This is a genomic window from Micrococcus sp. KRD026, assembly GCF_017168445.1.
Classification (GTDB): Bacteria; Actinomycetota; Actinomycetes; order Actinomycetales; family Micrococcaceae; genus Micrococcus; species Micrococcus luteus.
The window spans coordinates 55,417-73,459 of record NZ_JABFBA010000001.1 but is presented as its reverse complement, the minus strand read 5'-3'; the positions used below and the strand labels follow the sequence as shown (position 1 = coordinate 73,459).

Annotated in this window: 16 protein-coding genes and 1 pseudogene; 9 read left to right on the top strand and 8 right to left on the bottom strand. The window is 72.9% G+C overall.

The genetic code is table 11. The features are described 5' to 3' along the window. Positions 1-229: pseudogene (locus tag J1M40_RS00295) on the bottom strand (hypothetical protein); the annotation flags it as partial. A 125-nt stretch (positions 230-354) separates the two neighbouring features. Between J1M40_RS00295 and J1M40_RS00290 the strand changes: the two are divergent. The 5 genes from J1M40_RS00290 (at position 355) to ccsB (ending at position 5,351) form a co-directional block, all read left to right on the top strand. Beyond that, positions 355-1,029, top strand: a complete 675-nt coding sequence (locus J1M40_RS00290; protein ID WP_036336891.1) for a histidine phosphatase family protein — start codon at positions 355-357, stop codon at positions 1,027-1,029. Positions 1,030-1,173: 144 nt separating this feature from the next. Continuing rightward, positions 1,174-1,785: a TlpA disulfide reductase family protein gene (locus J1M40_RS00285; RefSeq protein WP_036336892.1), complete on the top strand. Its 612-nt coding sequence runs from the start codon at positions 1,174-1,176 to the stop codon at positions 1,783-1,785. 16 nt (positions 1,786-1,801) lie between these two features. After that, a complete protein-coding gene (locus J1M40_RS00280; protein ID WP_069941757.1) occupies positions 1,802-2,557 on the top strand; it encodes a cytochrome c biogenesis CcdA family protein in 756 nt (251 codons plus the stop codon). Beyond that, the gene (locus J1M40_RS00275) at positions 2,554-4,251 is read left to right on the top strand and encodes a cytochrome c biogenesis protein ResB (RefSeq protein WP_036336895.1); all 1,698 of its coding nucleotides are present in this window, start codon (positions 2,554-2,556) and stop codon (positions 4,249-4,251) included. The genes J1M40_RS00280 and J1M40_RS00275 overlap by 4 nt, the downstream gene beginning before the upstream one ends. Before the next feature lie 2 nt (positions 4,252-4,253). Then, the gene (ccsB, locus tag J1M40_RS00270; RefSeq protein WP_113913824.1) at positions 4,254-5,351 is read left to right on the top strand and encodes a c-type cytochrome biogenesis protein CcsB; all 1,098 of its coding nucleotides are present in this window, start codon (positions 4,254-4,256) and stop codon (positions 5,349-5,351) included. 115 nt (positions 5,352-5,466) lie between these two features. Here ccsB and J1M40_RS00265 read toward each other — a convergent pair whose 3' ends face one another. Further along, positions 5,467-5,871 (bottom strand): PLDc N-terminal domain-containing protein, encoded by a 405-nt coding sequence (locus J1M40_RS00265; protein ID WP_113913823.1) that lies wholly within the window; start codon positions 5,869-5,871, stop codon positions 5,467-5,469. 9 nt (positions 5,872-5,880) lie between these two features. Further along, positions 5,881-6,888 (bottom strand): IS481 family transposase, encoded by a 1,008-nt coding sequence (locus tag J1M40_RS00260; protein ID WP_206450316.1) that lies wholly within the window; start codon positions 6,886-6,888, stop codon positions 5,881-5,883. A gap of 127 nt (positions 6,889-7,015) precedes the next feature. Between J1M40_RS00260 and glnA (J1M40_RS00255) the strand changes: the two genes are divergently transcribed. Both glnA (J1M40_RS00255) and J1M40_RS00250 read left to right on the top strand, forming a co-directional pair. Beyond that, positions 7,016-8,356, top strand: coding sequence for a type I glutamate--ammonia ligase (gene glnA, locus J1M40_RS00255; protein WP_036314197.1), 1,341 nt, complete (start codon positions 7,016-7,018; stop codon positions 8,354-8,356). An 11-nt stretch (positions 8,357-8,367) separates the two neighbouring features. Then, complete coding sequence (locus tag J1M40_RS00250) at positions 8,368-11,493, top strand: bifunctional [glutamine synthetase] adenylyltransferase/[glutamine synthetase]-adenylyl-L-tyrosine phosphorylase (protein ID WP_145950625.1); 3,126 nt, start codon at positions 8,368-8,370, stop codon at positions 11,491-11,493. A gap of 66 nt (positions 11,494-11,559) precedes the next feature. Here the strand turns inward: J1M40_RS00250 and J1M40_RS00245 are convergent, their stop codons facing one another. Together J1M40_RS00245 and glnA (J1M40_RS00240) are read right to left on the bottom strand one after the other, a co-directional pair. Beyond that, the gene (locus J1M40_RS00245) at positions 11,560-12,564 is read right to left on the bottom strand and encodes an LLM class flavin-dependent oxidoreductase (protein WP_036314199.1); all 1,005 of its coding nucleotides are present in this window, start codon (positions 12,562-12,564) and stop codon (positions 11,560-11,562) included. A 153-nt stretch (positions 12,565-12,717) separates the two neighbouring features. Then, a complete protein-coding gene (glnA, locus tag J1M40_RS00240; protein ID WP_036314201.1) occupies positions 12,718-14,142 on the bottom strand; it encodes a type I glutamate--ammonia ligase in 1,425 nt (474 codons plus the stop codon). Between the two features lie 151 nt (positions 14,143-14,293). Here glnA (J1M40_RS00240) and J1M40_RS00235 point away from each other — a divergent pair, with 151 nt between their 5' ends. Next, positions 14,294-14,794, top strand: a complete 501-nt coding sequence (locus J1M40_RS00235; protein ID WP_049146950.1) for an RDD family protein — start codon at positions 14,294-14,296, stop codon at positions 14,792-14,794. Between the two features lie 51 nt (positions 14,795-14,845). On the opposite strand, the gene J1M40_RS00230 is transcribed toward J1M40_RS00235, so the two are convergent. From J1M40_RS00230 to lipB, 3 genes are read right to left on the bottom strand one after another with little or no spacing between them, the layout of a single operon-like run. Beyond that, on the bottom strand, positions 14,846-15,658 hold the full coding sequence (locus tag J1M40_RS00230; protein WP_036314203.1) for a DUF4191 domain-containing protein: 813 nt from the start codon (positions 15,656-15,658) through the stop codon (positions 14,846-14,848). Between the two features lie 26 nt (positions 15,659-15,684). Then, positions 15,685-16,692 carry a lipoyl synthase gene (gene lipA, locus J1M40_RS00225; RefSeq protein WP_036383060.1) on the bottom strand — a complete coding sequence of 336 codons (1,008 nt, stop codon included), beginning with the start codon at positions 16,690-16,692 and terminating at the stop codon, positions 15,685-15,687. Further along, positions 16,689-17,390, bottom strand: a complete 702-nt coding sequence (gene lipB / locus J1M40_RS00220) for a lipoyl(octanoyl) transferase LipB (RefSeq protein WP_036314221.1) — start codon at positions 17,388-17,390, stop codon at positions 16,689-16,691. Before lipB ends, lipA begins: the two co-directional genes overlap by 4 nt. A gap of 108 nt (positions 17,391-17,498) precedes the next feature. Between lipB and J1M40_RS00215 the strand changes: the two genes are divergently transcribed. Further along, the coding region (locus J1M40_RS00215) for a protein kinase (protein ID WP_206450329.1) at positions 17,499-18,043 on the top strand (545 nt) is incomplete at its 3' end.

Here is an 18,043-nt window from a genome sequence, read left to right as displayed (position 1 = left end):
CGGCCGTCGACGCATGGCTCGGCCCCGTCCTGGGGGCCTGGGGCATCCCCGCCTGGCCCGGGGCGCCGTACGGAGCCGCCGGCGGTGCGCCGTAGGGGTTCTGGCCGTACGGGCTCGCGCCCGCCGGGTCAGGGGAGCCCGGGGTCGGCCCCTGCGGGGCGGCGCCGTAGGGGTCGGTGCCGTACGGGTTCTGGCTGCCGTGGGGATCGGTGGGCGAGGTGCCGGACATGGGGCCTCCTAGCGACGCCGACGCTCGCGGCGTCTCGGTGCGGACGGGGGTGGCGGCGCGGTCGCGCCGAGCTGTGCCCCACGCTACCGCCGGAGCCACCGGCCCGCCTCTGCCAGACTGGCCCCATGCAGACGCTCGCCACCGTCCACCTGGTCCGCCACGGAGAAGTCCACAACCCCGACCGTGTCCTCTACGGCCGCCTGCCGGAGTTCGGGCTCTCGGAGCTCGGCCACGAGATGGCCCGGGGCGTGGCCGCGTGGTTCGCGGAGCGCGCCGCGCAGACCGGCCGGGCGCCCGCCGTCGTCGCCGCCTCCCCGCTGACCCGCGCGCAGCAGACCGCCGCGCCCCTCGCGGCCGCGTTCGACCTGCCGCTGGTCACCGAGCCCGACCTGATCGAGGCGGAGAACGCCTTCGAGGGCATGTCCCAGGTGGCGGCGTCGCTGAAGCGGAACCCGCGGCTGTGGCCCCGGCTGCGCAATCCCCTGCGCCCGTCCTGGGGCGAGCCGTACCGCGCGCAGGCCGCCCGGATGCTGGCCGTCGTCGACCGGCTCCGCGGCGAGGCCGTGGCCGCCGACGGGCCCGGCGCCGAGTCCGTGCTCGTCTCGCACCAGCTGCCGATCTGGGTGACGCGCCTGGCCGTCGAGGGCCGTCCGCTGTGGCACGACCCGCGCCGCCGCGAGTGCTCGCTGACCTCCGTGACCTCGCTCGTGTACGAGGAGGGGCGCGGGGTGCCGCGCGTCGAGTACCACGAGCCGAACCAGGCCCTGCTCAAGGACGCCTCCTCCCTGCCGGGCGCCTGAGACGGCCGGCGTCGACGACGCCGGCCGCAGCCTCCCACGGGGTGGGGGTGTGACGTCCAGGGTTCAGTCAGAATGCGGGGCGGACAGTAGACTCCCCAGGTACCCGGAATCCAGCCCCGCGCGTCCCCTGGAGGGCAGCCCGCCATGCAGACCCCCCGTCCGTCCCGTCGCACCGTGCTGACCGGCCTCTCGCTGCTCGGCCTCGCGCCCGTCCTCGCGGCGTGCTCGGGGGACGACTCGCTGACGCGGCAGGCCGGCAACGCGGACGGCAAGAACTACATCGCCGGCGACGGCTCCGTCCTGGAGATCGCCCCCGCCGAGCGCGGCGCCCCCGTGGAGTTCGCCGCCGAGCTCTTCGACGGCACCCCCGTGACCGGCGCGAGCCTGCGCGGCACCCCCGCCCTGCTGAACTTCTGGTACGCCGCCTGCGCGCCGTGCCGCGTCGAGGCCCCCCACCTCGTCTCCCTGCACGAGCAGTTCGCCCCGCAGGGGGTGCGGTTCCTCGGTGTGAACGTCCGGGACACCGTCACCACCGCGCAGGCCTTCGAGCGCACCTTCGAGATCCCCTACCCGTCCATCGAGGACGCCCGCGGGGAGGTGCTCCTGAACATGACCGACTACGTGCCCCCGCAGGCCGTGCCCTCCACCCTCGTCCTGGACGTCGAGGGCCGCGTGGCCGCCCGCGTGCTCGGCGCCGTGGAGGAGTCCACCCTGCGCGCCCTGCTCACCACCGTGGTGGACGAGGCCGCGGCCTGACCCGGCCGCCGTGTCCATGCAGAGCAACCCCTTCGCCGAGATCGCCCTCGACGGCTCCCTGCTGCTGGCCGCGCCGATCGCCGTGCTGGCCGGCCTGATCTCCTTCCTCTCCCCGTGCGTGCTGCCGCTCGTGCCCGGCTACCTCGGGTACGTCACCGGCCTCGGCGGGGACGTGCTCACCAGCCGCCGCCGCGGGCGCCTCGTGCTCGGCTCCGTGCTGTTCGTGCTCGGGTTCGCCGTGGTGTTCGTGGGCATCACCGTGGTGTTCACCCAGGCCATGGTCTGGCTGCGGCGCGACGGCGCCTGGGTCACCCCCGTGCTCGGCGTGCTCGTGATGCTCATGGGCCTCGTGTTCCTCGGCGGCGGCGGCCGGCTTCAGCAGGAGCGCCGCGTCCACTTCAAGCCCGCCGCCGGCCTGGTCGGCGCGCCCCTGCTGGGCATGACCTTCGGCCTGGGCTGGGCGCCGTGCATCGGCCCCACCATGGCCGCCGTCCTGGCCATGTCCACGGCCAGCTCCGGCTCCGTGGGCCGCGGCGCCCTGCTCGCCTTCCTCTACTGCCTCGGCCTGGGCCTGCCGTTCGTGCTCATGGCCCTCGGCATGGAGCGCGGCATGCGGGCCCTCGGGTTCTTCCTCCGGCACCGCGTGCTGATCATGCGCCTCGGCGGCGCCCTGCTGATCGCGCTGGGCCTGCTCATGGTCACCGGCGTCTGGACCGCCTGGACCACGCAGCTGCAGCTGTGGTTCGCCAACGAATGGGAGATGCCCCTGTGAGCTCCAAGGCCGCCCGGACGCGCTCCGAGCCCGTCACCCTGCCGCGCCTCGGCCTGGCGGGCACCCTGCGCTGGATCTGGACCCAGCTGACCAGCATGAGCACCGCGCTCATGCTGCTGCTCCTGCTCGCCGTCGCCGCCGTGCCCGGCTCCCTCGTGCCCCAGCGCCGTGCCGGCCCCGAGATCGTGGACCAGTGGATCGAGGACAACCCCGTGTGGGGCCCCGTCCTGGACGCCCTGCAGTTCTTCGACGTCTACAACTCCGTCTGGTTCTCGGCCATCTACCTGCTGCTGTTCGTCTCCCTCGTGGGCTGCGTGTGGCCGCGCGCCATCCAGCACGCCAAGGCCCTGCGCCAGCCCCCGGCCCGCACCCCCCGCAACCTGACGCGCCTGCCGGCTTCCGGCGTCGTGGTCCTGGAGGACGGCGGCCCCGGCCCCGAGGAGGCCGTGGCCAGAGCCCAGGCGTGGCTGCGCAAGCGCCGCTACCGCGTGGAGCACCGCCCCGAGGCCGGCGGCGCGTCCGTGGGCGCCGAGCGCGGATACCTGCGCGAGATCGGCAACATCCTGTTCCACGTCTCGCTGATCGGCGTGCTCGTGTTCATGGCCTACGGCGGCATGACCAAGTACGGCGGGCAGAAGATCATCGTGGAGGGCGAGGGCTTCGCCAACAACCTCGTGGCCTACGACTCCTTCACCCCCGGCACCTACTTCAGCGCGGACGACCTCCAGCCGTTCTCCCTCACCCTCGACTCGTTCGACGCCGTGTTCGAGCGGCAGTCGGAGACCACCTACGGCCAGCCGCTGGACTACACCGCCGTCATGGACGTCCGCGAGGGCACCGGCGGCGAGCTCCAGCGCCAGATCCTCAAGGTCAACCAGCCGCTGGACATCGACGGCGTGCGCGTCTACCTCGTGGGCAACGGCTACGCGCCCGTGGTGACCATCCGCGACGGCGCCGGGGACGTGGCCTTCCAGGGCCCCGTGGTCACCCGCGTGTTCGACCAGAACTACGGCTCGCAGGCCACCATCAAGGTCCCCGACGCGCGGCCGGACCAGCTGGGCTTCGTCGGCTTCTTCCTGCCCTCGGCGGTGGAGGACGAGGAAGGCGCCGCGTTCTCCGCGGACCCCGAGCTGCTCAACCCGGAGCTGCAGCTGAACTCGTACTACGGGGACCTCGGCCTGGACACCGGCCGCCCGCAGAACGTGTACGTGCTGGACACCGCATCCCTCACCGAGCTCAACAGCCGCACCAACGAGAACGGCGGCATCGTGCTCAGCCCGGGCCAGACGTACGAGCTGCCCGAGGGCAAGGGCTCCATCAGCTTCGACGGCGTCCGCCGCTACGTCGGCCTGGACATCCACTACGACCCGGGCAAGTGGGGCGTCGGCGTGTTCGCCGGCACCGCCCTGCTCGGGCTGGTCATCAGCCTGTTCGTCCGCCGCCGCCGCGTGTGGGTCCGCGCCCGCACCGACGAGGCCGGCCGCACCCGCGTGGAGTACGCGCTGCTCGCCCGCGGCGAGGAGTTCGGCTTGCACGAGGAGCACGTGGCCCTGCGCTCGGCCATGGAGCGCTGGTGGCCCGTCGCCGCCCCCGAGTCCGAGGAGGAGGCCGTCGCATCGGCCGCCGCCGTCGGCCACACTGGAACCACCCCCGAGACCCTCGCCGGTCCCCGCACCCCCCGATCAGGAGACTGACAGTGTTCAACCCCACGGCCCCCGTGAACGAGCAACTGGCGCTGTACAGCGACCTCTTCATGCTCATCGCCGCGCTCGTGTACGCGGCGGCGTTCATCCTGTTCACCATCGACATGGCCACCGCCTCGGCCACCATCCGCCGCCTCGAGGCCGACCTCGCGGCCCAGCGCGGGCAGGTGCGCACCGCTCCGGCCCGCGAGACCGTGGGGGTCGCCGTCGGCGGGTCCACGGCGGTCGGCGCGAGCGACTCCGACACGGCCCGGCCGGCCGCCGCCGAGCCCGGCGTCGACGCGGACGACGACCTCGTGGACGAGGACATGGACTACACGGGCGGCGGCCGCCGCCCGGTCGCCAACGTGGCCGTGGCCGTGCTGGCCGTCGGCTGGGCGCTGCACGCGTTCGCCGTCGTCGCCCGCGGCCTCGCCGCCTACCGCGTGCCGTGGGGCAACCTGTACGAGTTCATGACCACGGGCGCGCTCGTGATCACGACCGTCTACCTGCTGTTCCTCTTGCGCAAGGATCTGCGCTTCGTGGGCACGTTCGTCACCGGCATCGTCGTGGCGATGATGTGCGCGGCCACCATGGGCTTCCCGACGCCGGTGGGCCACCTCCAGCCGCCGCTGCAGACGCCGTGGCTCGTCATCCACGTGTCCATCGCCGTGCTGGCCAGCTCGCTGTTCGCGCTGACCGCCGCCATGTCCATGCTGCAGCTGCTCCAGGACCGCGCCGAGAAGCGCGCCGCAGCGGGCGAGCCCACCTGGTCGTTCCTGCGCCTCGTGCCCTCCTCCGACTCCCTGGAGAACTGGTCCTTCCGCATCAACGCGGTGGGCTTCGTGATGTGGACCTTCACGCTGATCGCCGGCGCCATCTGGGCCGAGGCCGCGTGGGGCCGCTACTGGAACTGGGACACGAAGGAGGTCTGGACCTTCGTGATCTGGGTGGTCTACGCGGCGTACCTGCACGCCCGCGCCACCCGCGGCTGGACCGGCGCGCGCGCCGCCTGGCTCAGCATCGTGGGCTTCCTCTGCATCGTGTTCAACTACACGATCGTGAACACGTACTTCCCGGGCCTGCACTCCTACGCGGGGCTGCCCAGCTGACCCGAGGCCTCACGCTTCCACCCCCCAGCGCTTTCGCTCGTGAAAACGTCGCTACCGCCCCGGATTTCCGGGATGGTAGCGACGTTTTCACGAGCGAAAGTGTTCCTGGGAGAGGTCAGGGGGTGGGGGCGTCCGGATCGTCGGCGTCGGGCTCCTCGCCCCGCTCACGACGACGGCGCAACTCCTCCTCGCGGGCCTTCAGCTCGGCGTCACGCCGGTCCAGCTCCTGCTCACGCTCGGCCTGGCGCCGCTGGACGCGGAGGCTGCGCAGGAACGCCTCGTCGTCGTCGGGGGCGCCGGGGCCGCGGGGCGCCGGACGCGCCGTGCCGCGGGCCACGCGGGCGCGGCCCAGCACGAGCCACAGCAGCGGGCCCACGAGGGGGAGCAGGACCACGACGGCCACCCAGCCCCACTTCGGCAGGCTGCGCACCTCGTGGGCGGGGGTCATGAGGGCCTCGAATAGCGCGTACAGCGTGAGGCCCACGAGGACGATCGCGGCGGGGATGATGTAACGGCCCATCCTTCCAGTCTAGGTGTAGGAGGGCATGACGTTGTTGACTCGGGTCGGTGCCAGTGAGGCCGGAGGAGCGTCTCCGCAGGAGGTATGAGGCCGATGGTAGTTGTAGTGGTTCACCCACACCTGAAGGGCCTCACGCCGAGCTTGCTCTGAGGAGTACGGGCGGGCGTAGAGGACCTCGTCCACCATCAGCCGGTTGTAGCGTTCGACCTTCCCGTTGTGGCGCGGGGTGTAGGGTCGGATCCGGTGGTGCCGGCCCCCGAGCGAGACCACCTTCCGGGTGAAGTCCACGGCCCGGTAGTTGTTGCCGTTGTCCGTGATCACCCGGTCCACGGTGATGCCGTGGGCGGCGAAGAACGCCCTCGCCCGGCAGAAGAACCCGATCGTGGTCACCGTCCGCTCATCCTCCAACGCCTCGGTGTAGGCCAGGCGGGTGTACCCGTCGATCGCCGAGTGCAGGTAGGTGTAGCCGACCCGTCGGCCAGGCCCGCGCTTGGCTGCTCGCGCGTTCTCGGAGTCCCGGCCGTGAGCACGCCAGCCGCCCCCCTCGGGGATGCGTCCGATCTTCTTCACGTCCAGGTGCACCATGTGCCCCGGGCCGCGGGCGGTGATCTTCTGGGGTCGTTGGCGCAGGTCTTCTCCGGCCGGGGTCAGGTCCCGTAGGCGGGAGATCCCGAGTCGGTGCAGCCACCTCCCCACGGTGCGCAGGCACAGCTGGTGGCCTTCGGAGGCGAGGTGGTGATGGATGCGCCGTGCGGACCACTTGCGCTCCCGCCGCAGGGCGTGGATCTGGGCGACCAGGACCGGATCGAGCTGGGCAGGTGAACGGTGCGGCCGGCTGGGCAGGTCCTGAAGGCCGGCTTCTCCCTGGGCGCGGTAGCGGGCGACCCAGGTGGCCACCGTGGGCCGGCTGACGCGGAACTCGGCTGCCACGTGCGCCTGCGGGATCCCGTCGTGCAGGTGGCGTTGGACCATGCGCAGCCGGCCGGTCGGGGTCAGGGGTGCGTTAGCGTGAGTCATGAGTGGGTCTCTTCTGGCAGGTGGGTGGTGTAGGAACTTCCATCCTGCGGGGCGGGGCCCACTCGTCTCATCTCAGCCGGCGCCTCGTGGCAAGAACCTCATGACCCACAACATCTAGAGTGGCGGCATGGATCGACAGCAGGACTACGTGCTCCGCACCATCGAGGACCGGGACGTCAGGTTCGTCAGGCTCTGGTTCACGGACGTGATCGGTACGCTGAAGTCGGTGGCCCTGTCTCCGGCCGAGGTGGAGAACGCCTTCACGGAGGGCCTGGGCTTCGACGGCTCCTCGATCGACGGATACACCCGCATCTCGGAGTCGGACATGCTGCTGCAGCCCGATCCCTCGACCTTCCAGATCCTGCCCTGGCGCGGCGACCAGGGACAGAGCTCCCGGATGTTCTGCGACGTGCTCACCCCGGACGGCCGGCCCGCCCCCGCCGACCCGCGGCACGTGCTGCGCCGCGTGCTGGACCGGGCCGCGGACCGGGGCTTCACGTGCTTCACCCACCCGGAGATCGAGTTCTACCTCCTGCAGTCGGACCAGCCCGGCCCGGACGGGGAGCCGGTGCCCGTGGACCGCGCGGGCTACTTCGACAACGTGCCCGGCTCCGACGCGGCCGACTTCCGCCGCGACGCCGTCAGCCTCCTCGAGGGCATGGGCATCTCCGTCGAGTTCAGCCACCACGAGAACGGCCCCGGCCAGAACGAGATCGACCTGCGCGCGGCGGACGCGCTCACGACGGCGGACAACGTGATGACGTTCCGGACCGTCGTCAAGGAGGTCGCCGCCGCCCAGGGCACGTACGCCACGTTCATGCCCAAGCCGTTCTCCCACCACCCGGGCTCCGGCATGCACACTCACTTCTCCCTCTTCGAGGGCGACGCGAACGCGTTCTACGACCCTGCGGACGAGTTCCGGCTCTCCGTCACGGGCCGCCGGTTCATCGCGGGCCTGCTGCGCCACTCCGTGGAGATCACCGCGGTGACCCACCAGTTCGTCAACTCCTACAAGCGTCTCTGGGGCGGGGGAGAGGCCCCGTCGTACACCTCGTGGGGGCACAACAACCGTTCCGCCCTCGTGCGCGTTCCCCTGTACAAGCCGGACAAGGCCGGCTCGGCCCGCATCGAGTACCGCGGTATCGACGCCTCGGCCAACCCGTACCTCGCCTACGCCCTGCTGATCGCGGCCGGGCTCAAGGGCATCGAGGAGGGCTACGAGGTGCCCGAGGCCGCCGCCGAGGACATCAGCGCGTTGACCACCCACGAGCGGCGCGTGCTCGGCCATGTCCCCCTGCCCGGCACCCTGCACGACGCCCTGCGCACCGCTGAGGAGTCCGAGTTCGTGGCGTCCGTGCTGGGCGAGCACGTCTTCGACGCACTCCTGCGCAACAAGCGGCAGGAATGGGACGACTACCGCGTGGAGGTCACCCCGTACGAGCTCCGCCGCTACCTCTCCGGCCTCTGAGACGGGTGCCCGTGTCCTCCCTGTCCACCACCGGTGCGCTGCCCGCCGTCCCGGACCGCCGCACCCTCGCGCACGCCGGCGTCGCCGACGCTGGCCGCGTGCAGACGCTGCTCACCTCGCCCGAGTTCGAGGGCGTGGACGTGCGTCCCCTCGTCGAGCTCCTCGGCCACGCCGCCGATCCCGACCGGGCCCTGCTGCTGTGGGTGCGCCTGGCCGAGCGCGAGCCCCGCGTCCACCACGCCCTCCGGGACCCCGAGACGACGGCCCGCCTGCTGCGGCTGCTCGGCGCCTCCGAGGCCCTCGGCGAGTTCCTCATCCGCCGTCCCGAGCAACTGGACCTCGTCCTCGACCCGGACGCGGCCGCCGCCACCGCGCCCGCCCTCGCCCAGCCCGACCCGACCGCCGGCGAGCCCTGGGGTGATGCGTCCGCCGCCCTGCGCCGCCTGCTCCTGGACTCGGTGGGCGCCGACCCGGACGCCGACCGCCCCCTCGCGGCCGTCACCGGCAAGGACGCCGCCGTCGCCTTGCGCCGCGCCTACCGCCGCCAGCTGGCCGCGATCGCCCTGCGCGACCTCGACTCCGCCGAGCCCACGGCGGCCATGCCCTCGGTGGGCCGCTGGCTCGCGGACCTGGCCGGCGCCGCCGTGGACGCGGCGCTCGCCGTCTCACGGGCCGTCCTCACCGAGCGGGAGGGCCCCGTGGTGGACCGCGTGGACCTCGCCGTGATCGGCATGGGCAAGTGCGGCGCCGGCGAACTCAACTACGTCTCAGACGTGGACGTCGTGTTCGCCCACGCCGTCCGCGAGGCCGCGGACGGCGCGGACCCCGACGCCGAGGTCCCGGACGGGCCGCGCGCCGCCGCGCTCGCGGCCGAGCTGGCCGCGGGCATCGGCCGCGTGATCCAGGGCGCGGCCCCCGAGCCGGGACTGTGGGAAGTCGACGCCAACCTGCGTCCCGAGGGCAAGGACGGCGCCCTGAGCCGCACCGTGGAGTCCCACGCCGAGTACTACCGCCGCTGGGCCCACGGCTGGGAGTTCCAGGCCCTGCTCAAGGCCCGCCCCATCGCGGGCTCGCCACAGCTCGGCGAGCGCTACATCGCGGAAATCTGGCCCCGGGTGTGGGAGTCCTCCGCGCGCGACGGGTTCGTCGAGTCCGTCCGGGCCATGCGCGCCCGGGTCCTGGACACCCTCGCCCCCGCGGAGCGCGAGCGGGAGATCAAGCTCGGGCCCGGCGGCCTGCGCGACGTCGAGTTCACGGCCCAGCTGCTCCAGCTCGTGCACGGCCGTGCGGACGAGTCGCTGCGGGTGCGCGGCACGCTCGACGCGGTGCGGGCGCTGCACGCCGCCTCCTACGTCACCACGCGAGACGCGCGGGCGTTCGACGAGCACTACCGGTGGCTGCGCACCCTCGAGCACCGCATCCAGCTCGTGCACCTGCGGCGCACCCACCTGATGCCGGTCAAGGAAGAGGCCCGCCGCGTCGTCGCCCGGTCGATGCGCGGCGCCGCCGACCGGGGCCCCGCCACCGGCGAGGACCTCCAGGCCGAGTTCACGCGCGTGCGCCGCGCCGTGCGCGGTCTCCACGAGACCGTGTTCTACCGGCCGCTGCTGTCGACGACGGCCGCCCTGTCCGCCGAGGACGTGCGGCTGTCCGCGGAGGCCGTCCGCGACCGCCTGGCGGCGCTGGGCTACCGCGACCCGCAGGGCGCCCTGCGGCACATCGAGGCCCTCACGCAGGGCGTCTCGCGCCGGGCCGCGGTCCAGCGGCAGCTGCTGCCGGCCATGCTCGGCTGGTTCGCGCGGGGCGCCGACCCCGACGGCGGCCTGCTCGCCTTCCGCCGGCTCTCCGAGTCGCTGGGCGGCACGGCCTGGTATCTGCGGATGCTCCGCGACTCCTCGGACGCCGCCCGACGGCTGTGCCTGGTCCTGTCCGGCTCCCGGTTCGTGGGGGACCTGCTCGAGCACTCGCCCGAGGCCGTGGCCTGGGTGGGCGACGACCGGGAGCTCGACCCCCGGGGCGCGATCCAGCTGTGGCGCCAGGTCGACGCGCGGCTCGACCGCCGCGTGGCCGCGGAGGAGGCCCCCGCGGCCGTGCGCCATGTGCGGCAGGTGCGGCGCAGCGAGACCCTGCGCGTGGCCCTGGCGGACATCTCGGGGCTGCTGGACCTCGAGGCCGTCACCGGGGCCCTGTCGGACATCGACCAGATCACCGTCGTCGGCGCCCTGCGCGTGGCCTCGCGCGCCGTCGTCGGGGACGCCGACCCGCTCACCGACGTGCTCGTGGTGGCCATGGGCCGCCAGGGCGGGCGGGAGATCACCTACGGCTCGGACCTGGACGCCCTGTTCGTGCATCGGCCACGCCCCGGCGTCGACGAGGGGCGGGCGCGCGAGCAGGCCGAGGAGGTCGTGCGGACGCTGATGTCCCTGCTGCACCGCCCCGCGACCCCGCCGCTGCCCGGCGAGCGGCCGCTCGAGGTGGACGCCGACCTGCGCCCCGAGGGACGCCAGGGGCCCCTGGTGCGCACCCTGGACTCGTACCGGGAGTACTACGGCCGCTGGGCCGAGGTGTGGGAGCGTCAGGCGCTGCTGCGCGCCCGCCCCCTGGCCGGCGACGACGACCTCGCCACCGACTTCCGCCGCTGGGCCGACGGCGTCCGCTACGCCGGGGACCTGACCACCGCGGACGCGCGGGAGATCCGGCGCATCAAGGCCCGTGTGGAGGCCGAGCGCCTGCCCCGCGGCGCGGACCCCTCCCGGCACGTCAAGCTCGGCCGCGGCGGGCTCTCGGACGTGGAGTGGCTGGTGCAGTCCCTGCAGCTGCGCCACGCGGGAGAGGTCGAGGACCTGCGGGTCACCGGCACGCTGCCGGCCCTGCGGGCGATCGCCCGGCACGGGCTGCTGCCCGAGGCCGAGGTCGCCGTGCTGGAGGAGGCGTGGCTGCTGGCCACCCGGATCCGCGCCGCCCTGCTGCTGTGGACGGGCAAGGTCTCGGACGTGCTGCCCACGAACATGCGCGACCTCGAGGCCGTGGCCCGCCTCAGCGGGGTGGGCACGGCCGGCGGGGAGCTCGAGGAGCGCTACCTGCGGGTGACCCGCCTGGCCCGTCAGGTGTTCGAGACCCGGTTCTACGGGCTCTGAACGACGCCGGCCCGCCACCTCGACGGGGTGGCGGGCCGGCCGTGCTCCGGTGTCACGAGCGCCGGCTCAGGCGCGCACGACGTGCTCCCCGAGCAGCTCCAGGGTGCGTCGCCGCACGCCGGCGTCCTGGGCCGCCGTCGTGATGATCAGCTCGTCCGCCTGGACCCGCGCCGCGAAGTCGTGCAGCCACGCCGCCGTCGTCGGGCCGGTGCCCACGGCCGTGCACTCGAGCATCCCGAGCACCTGCTGACCGGCGGGGGAGTGCAGCAGCATCTCGACCTCGTCGTCGGTGAGGGTGCGGCCCCGGCCGAGCATCATCCGGATGCGCGCCCGCTGCGCGGCCTGCCACTCCCGCTCGGCCACCTCCTCGGTGTCCGCGGCGATCACGTTGGCCGCCGCGATGAAGTGCGGCTCCGCGAGGGCCTCGGAGGGCTCGAAGTGCTCCCGGTACAGGCGCGCCGCATGCTCGAGCATCTGCGGTGCGAAGTGGCTCGCGAACGCGTAGCCCAGGCCGAGCTGCGCGGCCAGCTGGGCGCCGAACGCCGAGGAGCCGAGGATGTACAGCGGCACGTTGGTGCCCTTGCCGGGGTAGGCGTCGATGCCGGGGATCAGGCTCTGGCCGGTGAGGTAGCCCTGCAGCTCGAGCACGTCCTGCGGGAAGCGCTCGGCCGCCGACGGATCCCGGCGCAGCGCCTGCAGCGTCCGCTGGTCGGTGCCGGGGGCGCGACCCAGGCCCAGGTCGATGCGGCCGGGGTGCAGCTCGGCCAGGGTGCCGAACTGCTCGGCGATCACCAGCGGCGAGTGGTTGGGCAGCATGACGCCGCCGGAGCCGAGGCGGATCGAGTCGGTGTGCGCGGCCACGTGCGCGATGAGTACGGCCGTGGCGGAGGAGGCGATGGAGGGCATGTTGTGGTGCTCCGCGTACCAGACGCGCCGGAAGCCGGCGGCCTCGGCGACGCGGGCCTGCTCCACGGATTCGGCGAAGGCTTCGCCCATCGGGGCGCCGTCGCGGACGAGGGCGAGGTCCAGCAGGGACAGCGGCAGGGGGGTGGGGGCGGTGTGCTCGGTCATGGTGCTCCTGGTCTGCGGGCCGCCCGGCCGGGCGGAGGTCTCCACAGATCCAGCGCCCACCGGCCCCGGACTATTCCGCGGCCGGGCACGACGACGGCCGCCCGCCTCCGGCGTGGGAGACGAACGGCCGTCGTCGGGGCCGCGGCGGGCGGATCAGACCGAGTAGTACAGCTCGAACTCGTAGGGGTTCGGGCGCAGGGCCAGCGGGGCGATCTCCATCTCGCGCTTGTACGCGATCCAGGTCTCGATCAGCTCCTCGGTGAACACGTCGCCGGCCAGGAGGAACTCGTGGTCCTCCTCGAGGGCGTTCAGGGCCTCGTCCAGGGTGGCGGGTGCCTTCTGGATGTCGGCGGCCTCCTCGGCCGGCAGCTCGTAGAGGTCCTTGTCGATCGGCTCGGCCGGCTCGATGCGGTTGCGGATGCCGTCCAGGCCGGCCATCAGCTGCGCGGCGAACGCGAGGTACGGGTTGCCCGAGGCGTCCGGGGCGCGGAACTCGATGCGCTTGGCCTTCGGGTTGGAGCCGGTGATCGGGATGCGGATGCCCGCCGAGCGGTTGCCCTGCGAGTAAACCATGTTCACGGGGGCCTCGAAGCCCGGCACCAGGCGGCGGTAGGAGTTCACCGTGGGGTTGGTGAAGGCCAGGACCGCGGAGGCGTGCTTCAGCAGGCCGCCGATGTACCAGCGGGCGGTGTCCGAGAGGTTCGCGTAGCCCTTCTCGTCGAAGAACAGCGGCTCGCCGCCGTTCCACAGGGACTGGTGGCAGTGCATGCCGGAGCCGTTGTCGCCGAAGACGGGCTTGGGCATGAAGGTCGCGGACTTGCCGAACATGTTGGCGACGTTCTTGACGACGTACTTGAACTTCTGCAGGTCGTCCGCCGAGTGGGTCAGCGTGTTGAAGCGGTAGTTGATCTCCGCCTGGCCCGCGGCGCCCACCTCGTGGTGGGAGCGCTCTACCTCGAGGCCGACCTCGGCCAGGACCGAGCAGATCTCGTCGCGCAGGTCGGCCTGCTTGTCCGTGGGGGAGACGGGGAAGTAGCCGCCCTTGAGGCCGGTCTTGTGGCTCAGGTTGCCGCCCTCGTCCTCGCGGGAGGCGTTCCACCAGGCCTCGTCCGAGTCCACGGCGTAGAACGAGCCGCGGGGGGAGGACTCGTAGCGGACGTCCTCGAAGATGAAGAACTCGGCCTCGGGGGCGAAGAACGCCGTGTCGGCGATGCCGGAGGAGCTCAGGTAGGCCTCCGCGCGCTGGGCCACGCCGCGCGGGTCGCGCAGGTAGGGCTCGCCGGTGCGGGGGTTCACGATGGAGAAGTTCATCGTGAGGGTCTTGCGGACCCGGAAGGGGTCCACGAAGGCCGTCGCGACGTCCGGGATGAGCTGCATGTCGGACTCGGCGATGCCGGCGAAGCCCCGGATCGAGGAGCCGTCGAAGAGCTGGCCCGTGACGAAGAAGTCCTCGTCGACGCTCGAGGCGGGCACGTTGAAGTGGTGCTGCATGCCGGGGAGGTCGGTGAAGCGGACGTCGACGAACTCGATCCCCTCATCCTTGATGTACGCGAGGACGTCCGCGGGGGAGGTGAACATGGTGCGCTCCTGTGGTCGTGACGATGGTGGCATGTCCGGCACGGCGGCGCTGGCGTGGCGGGTGTCATCACCCTACTTGCCCGGCGGCCTCCGTGGGCGTCGGTGACGCCCCACGGCGAGCCTCGCGGTTCCGCGCCGGTAGGCTGGGCCGGTGGCACGCAGAGCACCCGACCCCGCGCAAGAGCCCGAACCGACCCGCCGCGACGAGCCGCTGATCACCCGGCGCGACCTCGCCGGCTGGGTGGACGGTCCGGGCGGCGGCCTGGCCGGCGGCCGCTGGCCGGGGGACCTGCTGGGCCTGCCCGAGCACGGCCCGACCTCGATGGCCACTGCGGCCCGCCGCGCCGTCGCCCTCGTGATCGACTGGTTCCTGGCCCTGGGCGTGTCCTGGCTGCTCTTCGACTCCGACGCGATCGCCACCCTGATGGTCTTCGCCACCATGCACATCCTGGGCATCACCCTGCTGGCCACCACCGTGGGCAAGGCCGTGTGCCGCACCCAGGTGGTGCGCCTCGGCGGCCGGACCGCCCCCGTGCACCGCGTGGTGGTGCGCACGGCGCTGCTGTGCCTCGTGCTGCCGGCCGTCGTCGTCGGCCCGGACGGCCGCGGCATGCACGACAAGGTCGCCGGCACCGTCGAGATCCGCATGTGAGCGGCCGAATCCTCGGCGGGGCGCCCCCCTTTCGCGCGGGTGCGTCGGCGCTCAGCGGCCGCGCATGGCGCGCCGGCTCGGGCGCACCTTGTTCGGGTCGACGCCCTTGGGGATGGGCAGCCGGTTGGTGTTGAGCGCGGTCAGACGCTTGTCCACGGCCTGGACCTCCTGCGCCGTGAGGGCCTTCTTCATGCCCTTGAGCGTGCCGGGCAGCTCGTGCAGCGGGACCTGGCCCTGGCCGTTGCCGGACTCCACCACGGTGACGGGCACGCCGGGCAGGAAGCGGCGCATGGCCTTCTCCTCCTTGACCACCAGCGCGGCGACGCGGGGGGAGGGGCCCTCCGTCACCAGCACGACGCCCGGCCGGCCCACGGCGCGGTAGACGAGGTCCTGGGTCTTCGGGTTCACGGCGGCCGGCTGCTCGGACACGATCCAGCCGCGGCCCAGCGTGGAGAGCGCGGCGCCGGCGGCGCCGGGGCGGCCCTCGAGCTGGGCGAACCCGGCGCGGCGCGCCTTCCGGTTCAGGATGACGACGGCGGCGAGCACACCGAACGGGATCGCGATGAGCAGCCACGTGATCCAGTTGTCCAGCAGGAGGCCGATGACGAGGCCGACGACCAGGGCGCCCAGGAAGGCCAGCAGCATCCACAGTCCGACCTTGGGGTCGTGCGCCTTGGTCATGGCGTAGGCCTGCTTGAGCTGGGAGATCACGCCCGGGCCCTTCGTGGCGCGCTTGTCCCGGCGCTGGGCCTTCGCCTGCTCCTTCTCGCGGAGGCGACGCTCGCGCTGCATGGCCTTGACCTCCTTGAGCGTGGCGGAGGTGGAGCCGGAGGAGGACGCGGGGGGCTGGCTGTTCTTCGTCATGACGGGGTCCAGTCTAGTCGGGCGGCTCAGGACATCTGGGCGACGACGGCGGAGGCCTCCTGGCGGGCGGTCTTCTCCCCGGCCAGGTGCGCCAGGTTCTCCGGCAGGGTCCGGCCGAGGCGCTGCATGGCCTGCGCATAGAGCTTGCCCGCGCGGTACGACGAGCGCACCAGCGGGCCCGCCATGACGCCCTGGAAACCGATCTCCTCGGCGCGCTGGGACCACTGGACGAACTCCTGCGGCTTCACCCAGCGGTCGATGGGGTGGTGCAGCTTCGAGGGCCGCACGTACTGCGTGATGGTGATGATGTCGCAGCCGGCCTCGTGCAGGTCCACCAGGGCCTGGTCGATCTCGTGGTCCTCCTCGCCCATGCCGAGGATGAGGTTGGACTTGGTCACGAGCCCGTCGGCCTTGGCCATCGTGAGCACCCGGAGGGACTTCTCGTACGTGAAGGCCGGGCGGATGCGCTTGAAGATGCGCGGCACCGTCTCCAGGTTGTGCGCGAACACCTCGGGCCGCGCGTCGAACACTTGCTGGACGAGCTCCGGCACCGCGCCGAAGTCCGGCGGCAGGATCTCGACGCCGGTCCCCGGGTTGAGCGCGTGGATGCGGCGGATGGTCTCCGCGTAGAGCCACGCCGCGCCGTCCTTCTGGTCGTCACGGGCCACGCCCGTGACGGTGGCGTACCGCAGGTCCATCTCGCGGATGTTCTCGGCGACCTTCTGCGGCTCCTCCATGTCCAGGGGGCGCGGCTTGCCGGAGGTGATGTCGCAGAAGTCACACCGGCGGGTGCAGATGTCCCCGCCGATGAGGAACGTGGCCTCGCGGTCCTCCCAGCACTCGAAGATGTTGGGGCAGCCGGCCTCCTCGCACACGGTGTGCAGGCCGGCGGACTTGACCTTGTTCTTCAGGCCGATGTACTCGGGGCCCATGTGGACCTTGGCCTTGATCCACTCGGGCTTGCGCTCGACGGGCACCTCGGCGTTGCGCGCCTCCACGCGCAGCAGGCGGCGTCCTTCGGGGGCGAGGCTCATGCGGGGATTCCTTCCGTGGGGGTGACGGCGATGTACGCAGGCCCGAGCTCGTCCAGATGACGGGTGAGCACCGGCACGACGTCGGCCGGGGTGATGGTCCGGCCCGTCTCGACCGACAGGGTGGTGGTGGCGGCGTCCGTGATGCCGCACGCGATGATGCCCTCGTAGGGGGCCAGGGAGTTGGAGCAGTTCAGTGCGAAGCCGTGCATCGAGACGCCGTCGTGGATGGACAGGCCGATGGCGCCGACCTTGCGGTCCGGGCGGGCCGTGCCGTCGTCGTCCCGGTCCGCGAGGACCCAGATGCCTGCCCGCCCGTCCACGCGGACGGCCGTGACGCCGAACTCGGCGGCGGTGCGGATCAGCAGCTCCTCGAGGAACCAGACGTAGTCCTTGACGTGGGCACGGTCGCGCAGCCGGACCACGGGGTAGCCGACCAGCTGGCCCGGCCCGTGCCATGTGATCTTGCCGCCGCGGTCCACGTCCACGACGGGGGCGCCGTCCGTGGGGCGCTCGGCGTCCTCGGTGCGGCGACCGGCCGTGTAGACGGCTTCGTGCTCCAGGAGGAGGAATTCGCCGTCGGAGCGGCCGGCGACGACGTCCGCGTGCAGGGCGCGTTGGGCGTCCCAGGCGGCGTGGTAGTCCACCAGGTCGGGCGCCAGGCCGAGCACGCGCAGGGGCGGCAGGGGTGTCTCGGGCATGACGTCCACTGTAGTCCTCGGGCCCGGACCTGTGGACAACCGCCGTGACGCTCGGGGACATGCGGCACCCTGGGCTGGAACGGACGGCGCGGCGGAGAGGGGAGACCGATGCGGGACTGGGACGAGGCGGACGGCGGCGCGGCCGGACGCGTCGGCGGCGGGCCGGAGACCGAACCGGAGAGGTCGTCGGAGCCGGGCACGGCTGCGCCGCGCGCCCCGGGCTGGGAACCCGTCCGGCTGCTCGGCGCGGGCGCCCAGGCGGAGGTCTGGCTCGTCGAGGACGGTCGGGGCGTCCGGGCCGCCCTGAAGGTGCCCCGTGCCGGCGCGGCGCCGGATGCGCTGGCGGCGGAGGCGCAGGCCGGACGGGTCGCGCATCCCCATCTGCTGCGCGTGCTCGGCGTGGTGGAGACGGACCGGGGCCTCGGGGTCCTCACCGAGCACCGCGCGGCCGGCACGCTGCAGGACATGGTGCAGCGGGTCGGACCCCTGAGCCCGGGGCAGGCCGTCACCGTGCTCGTCCCGATCGCCCAGGCTCTCGCGTGCCTGCACCGCGAGGGGGTGGTGCACGGCGACGTGTCCCCGGCGAACGTCCTGTTCGGCGTCGACGGCAGCCCGGCCCTCGCCGACCTCGGCGTCGCCCGGGTGGTCGGCGG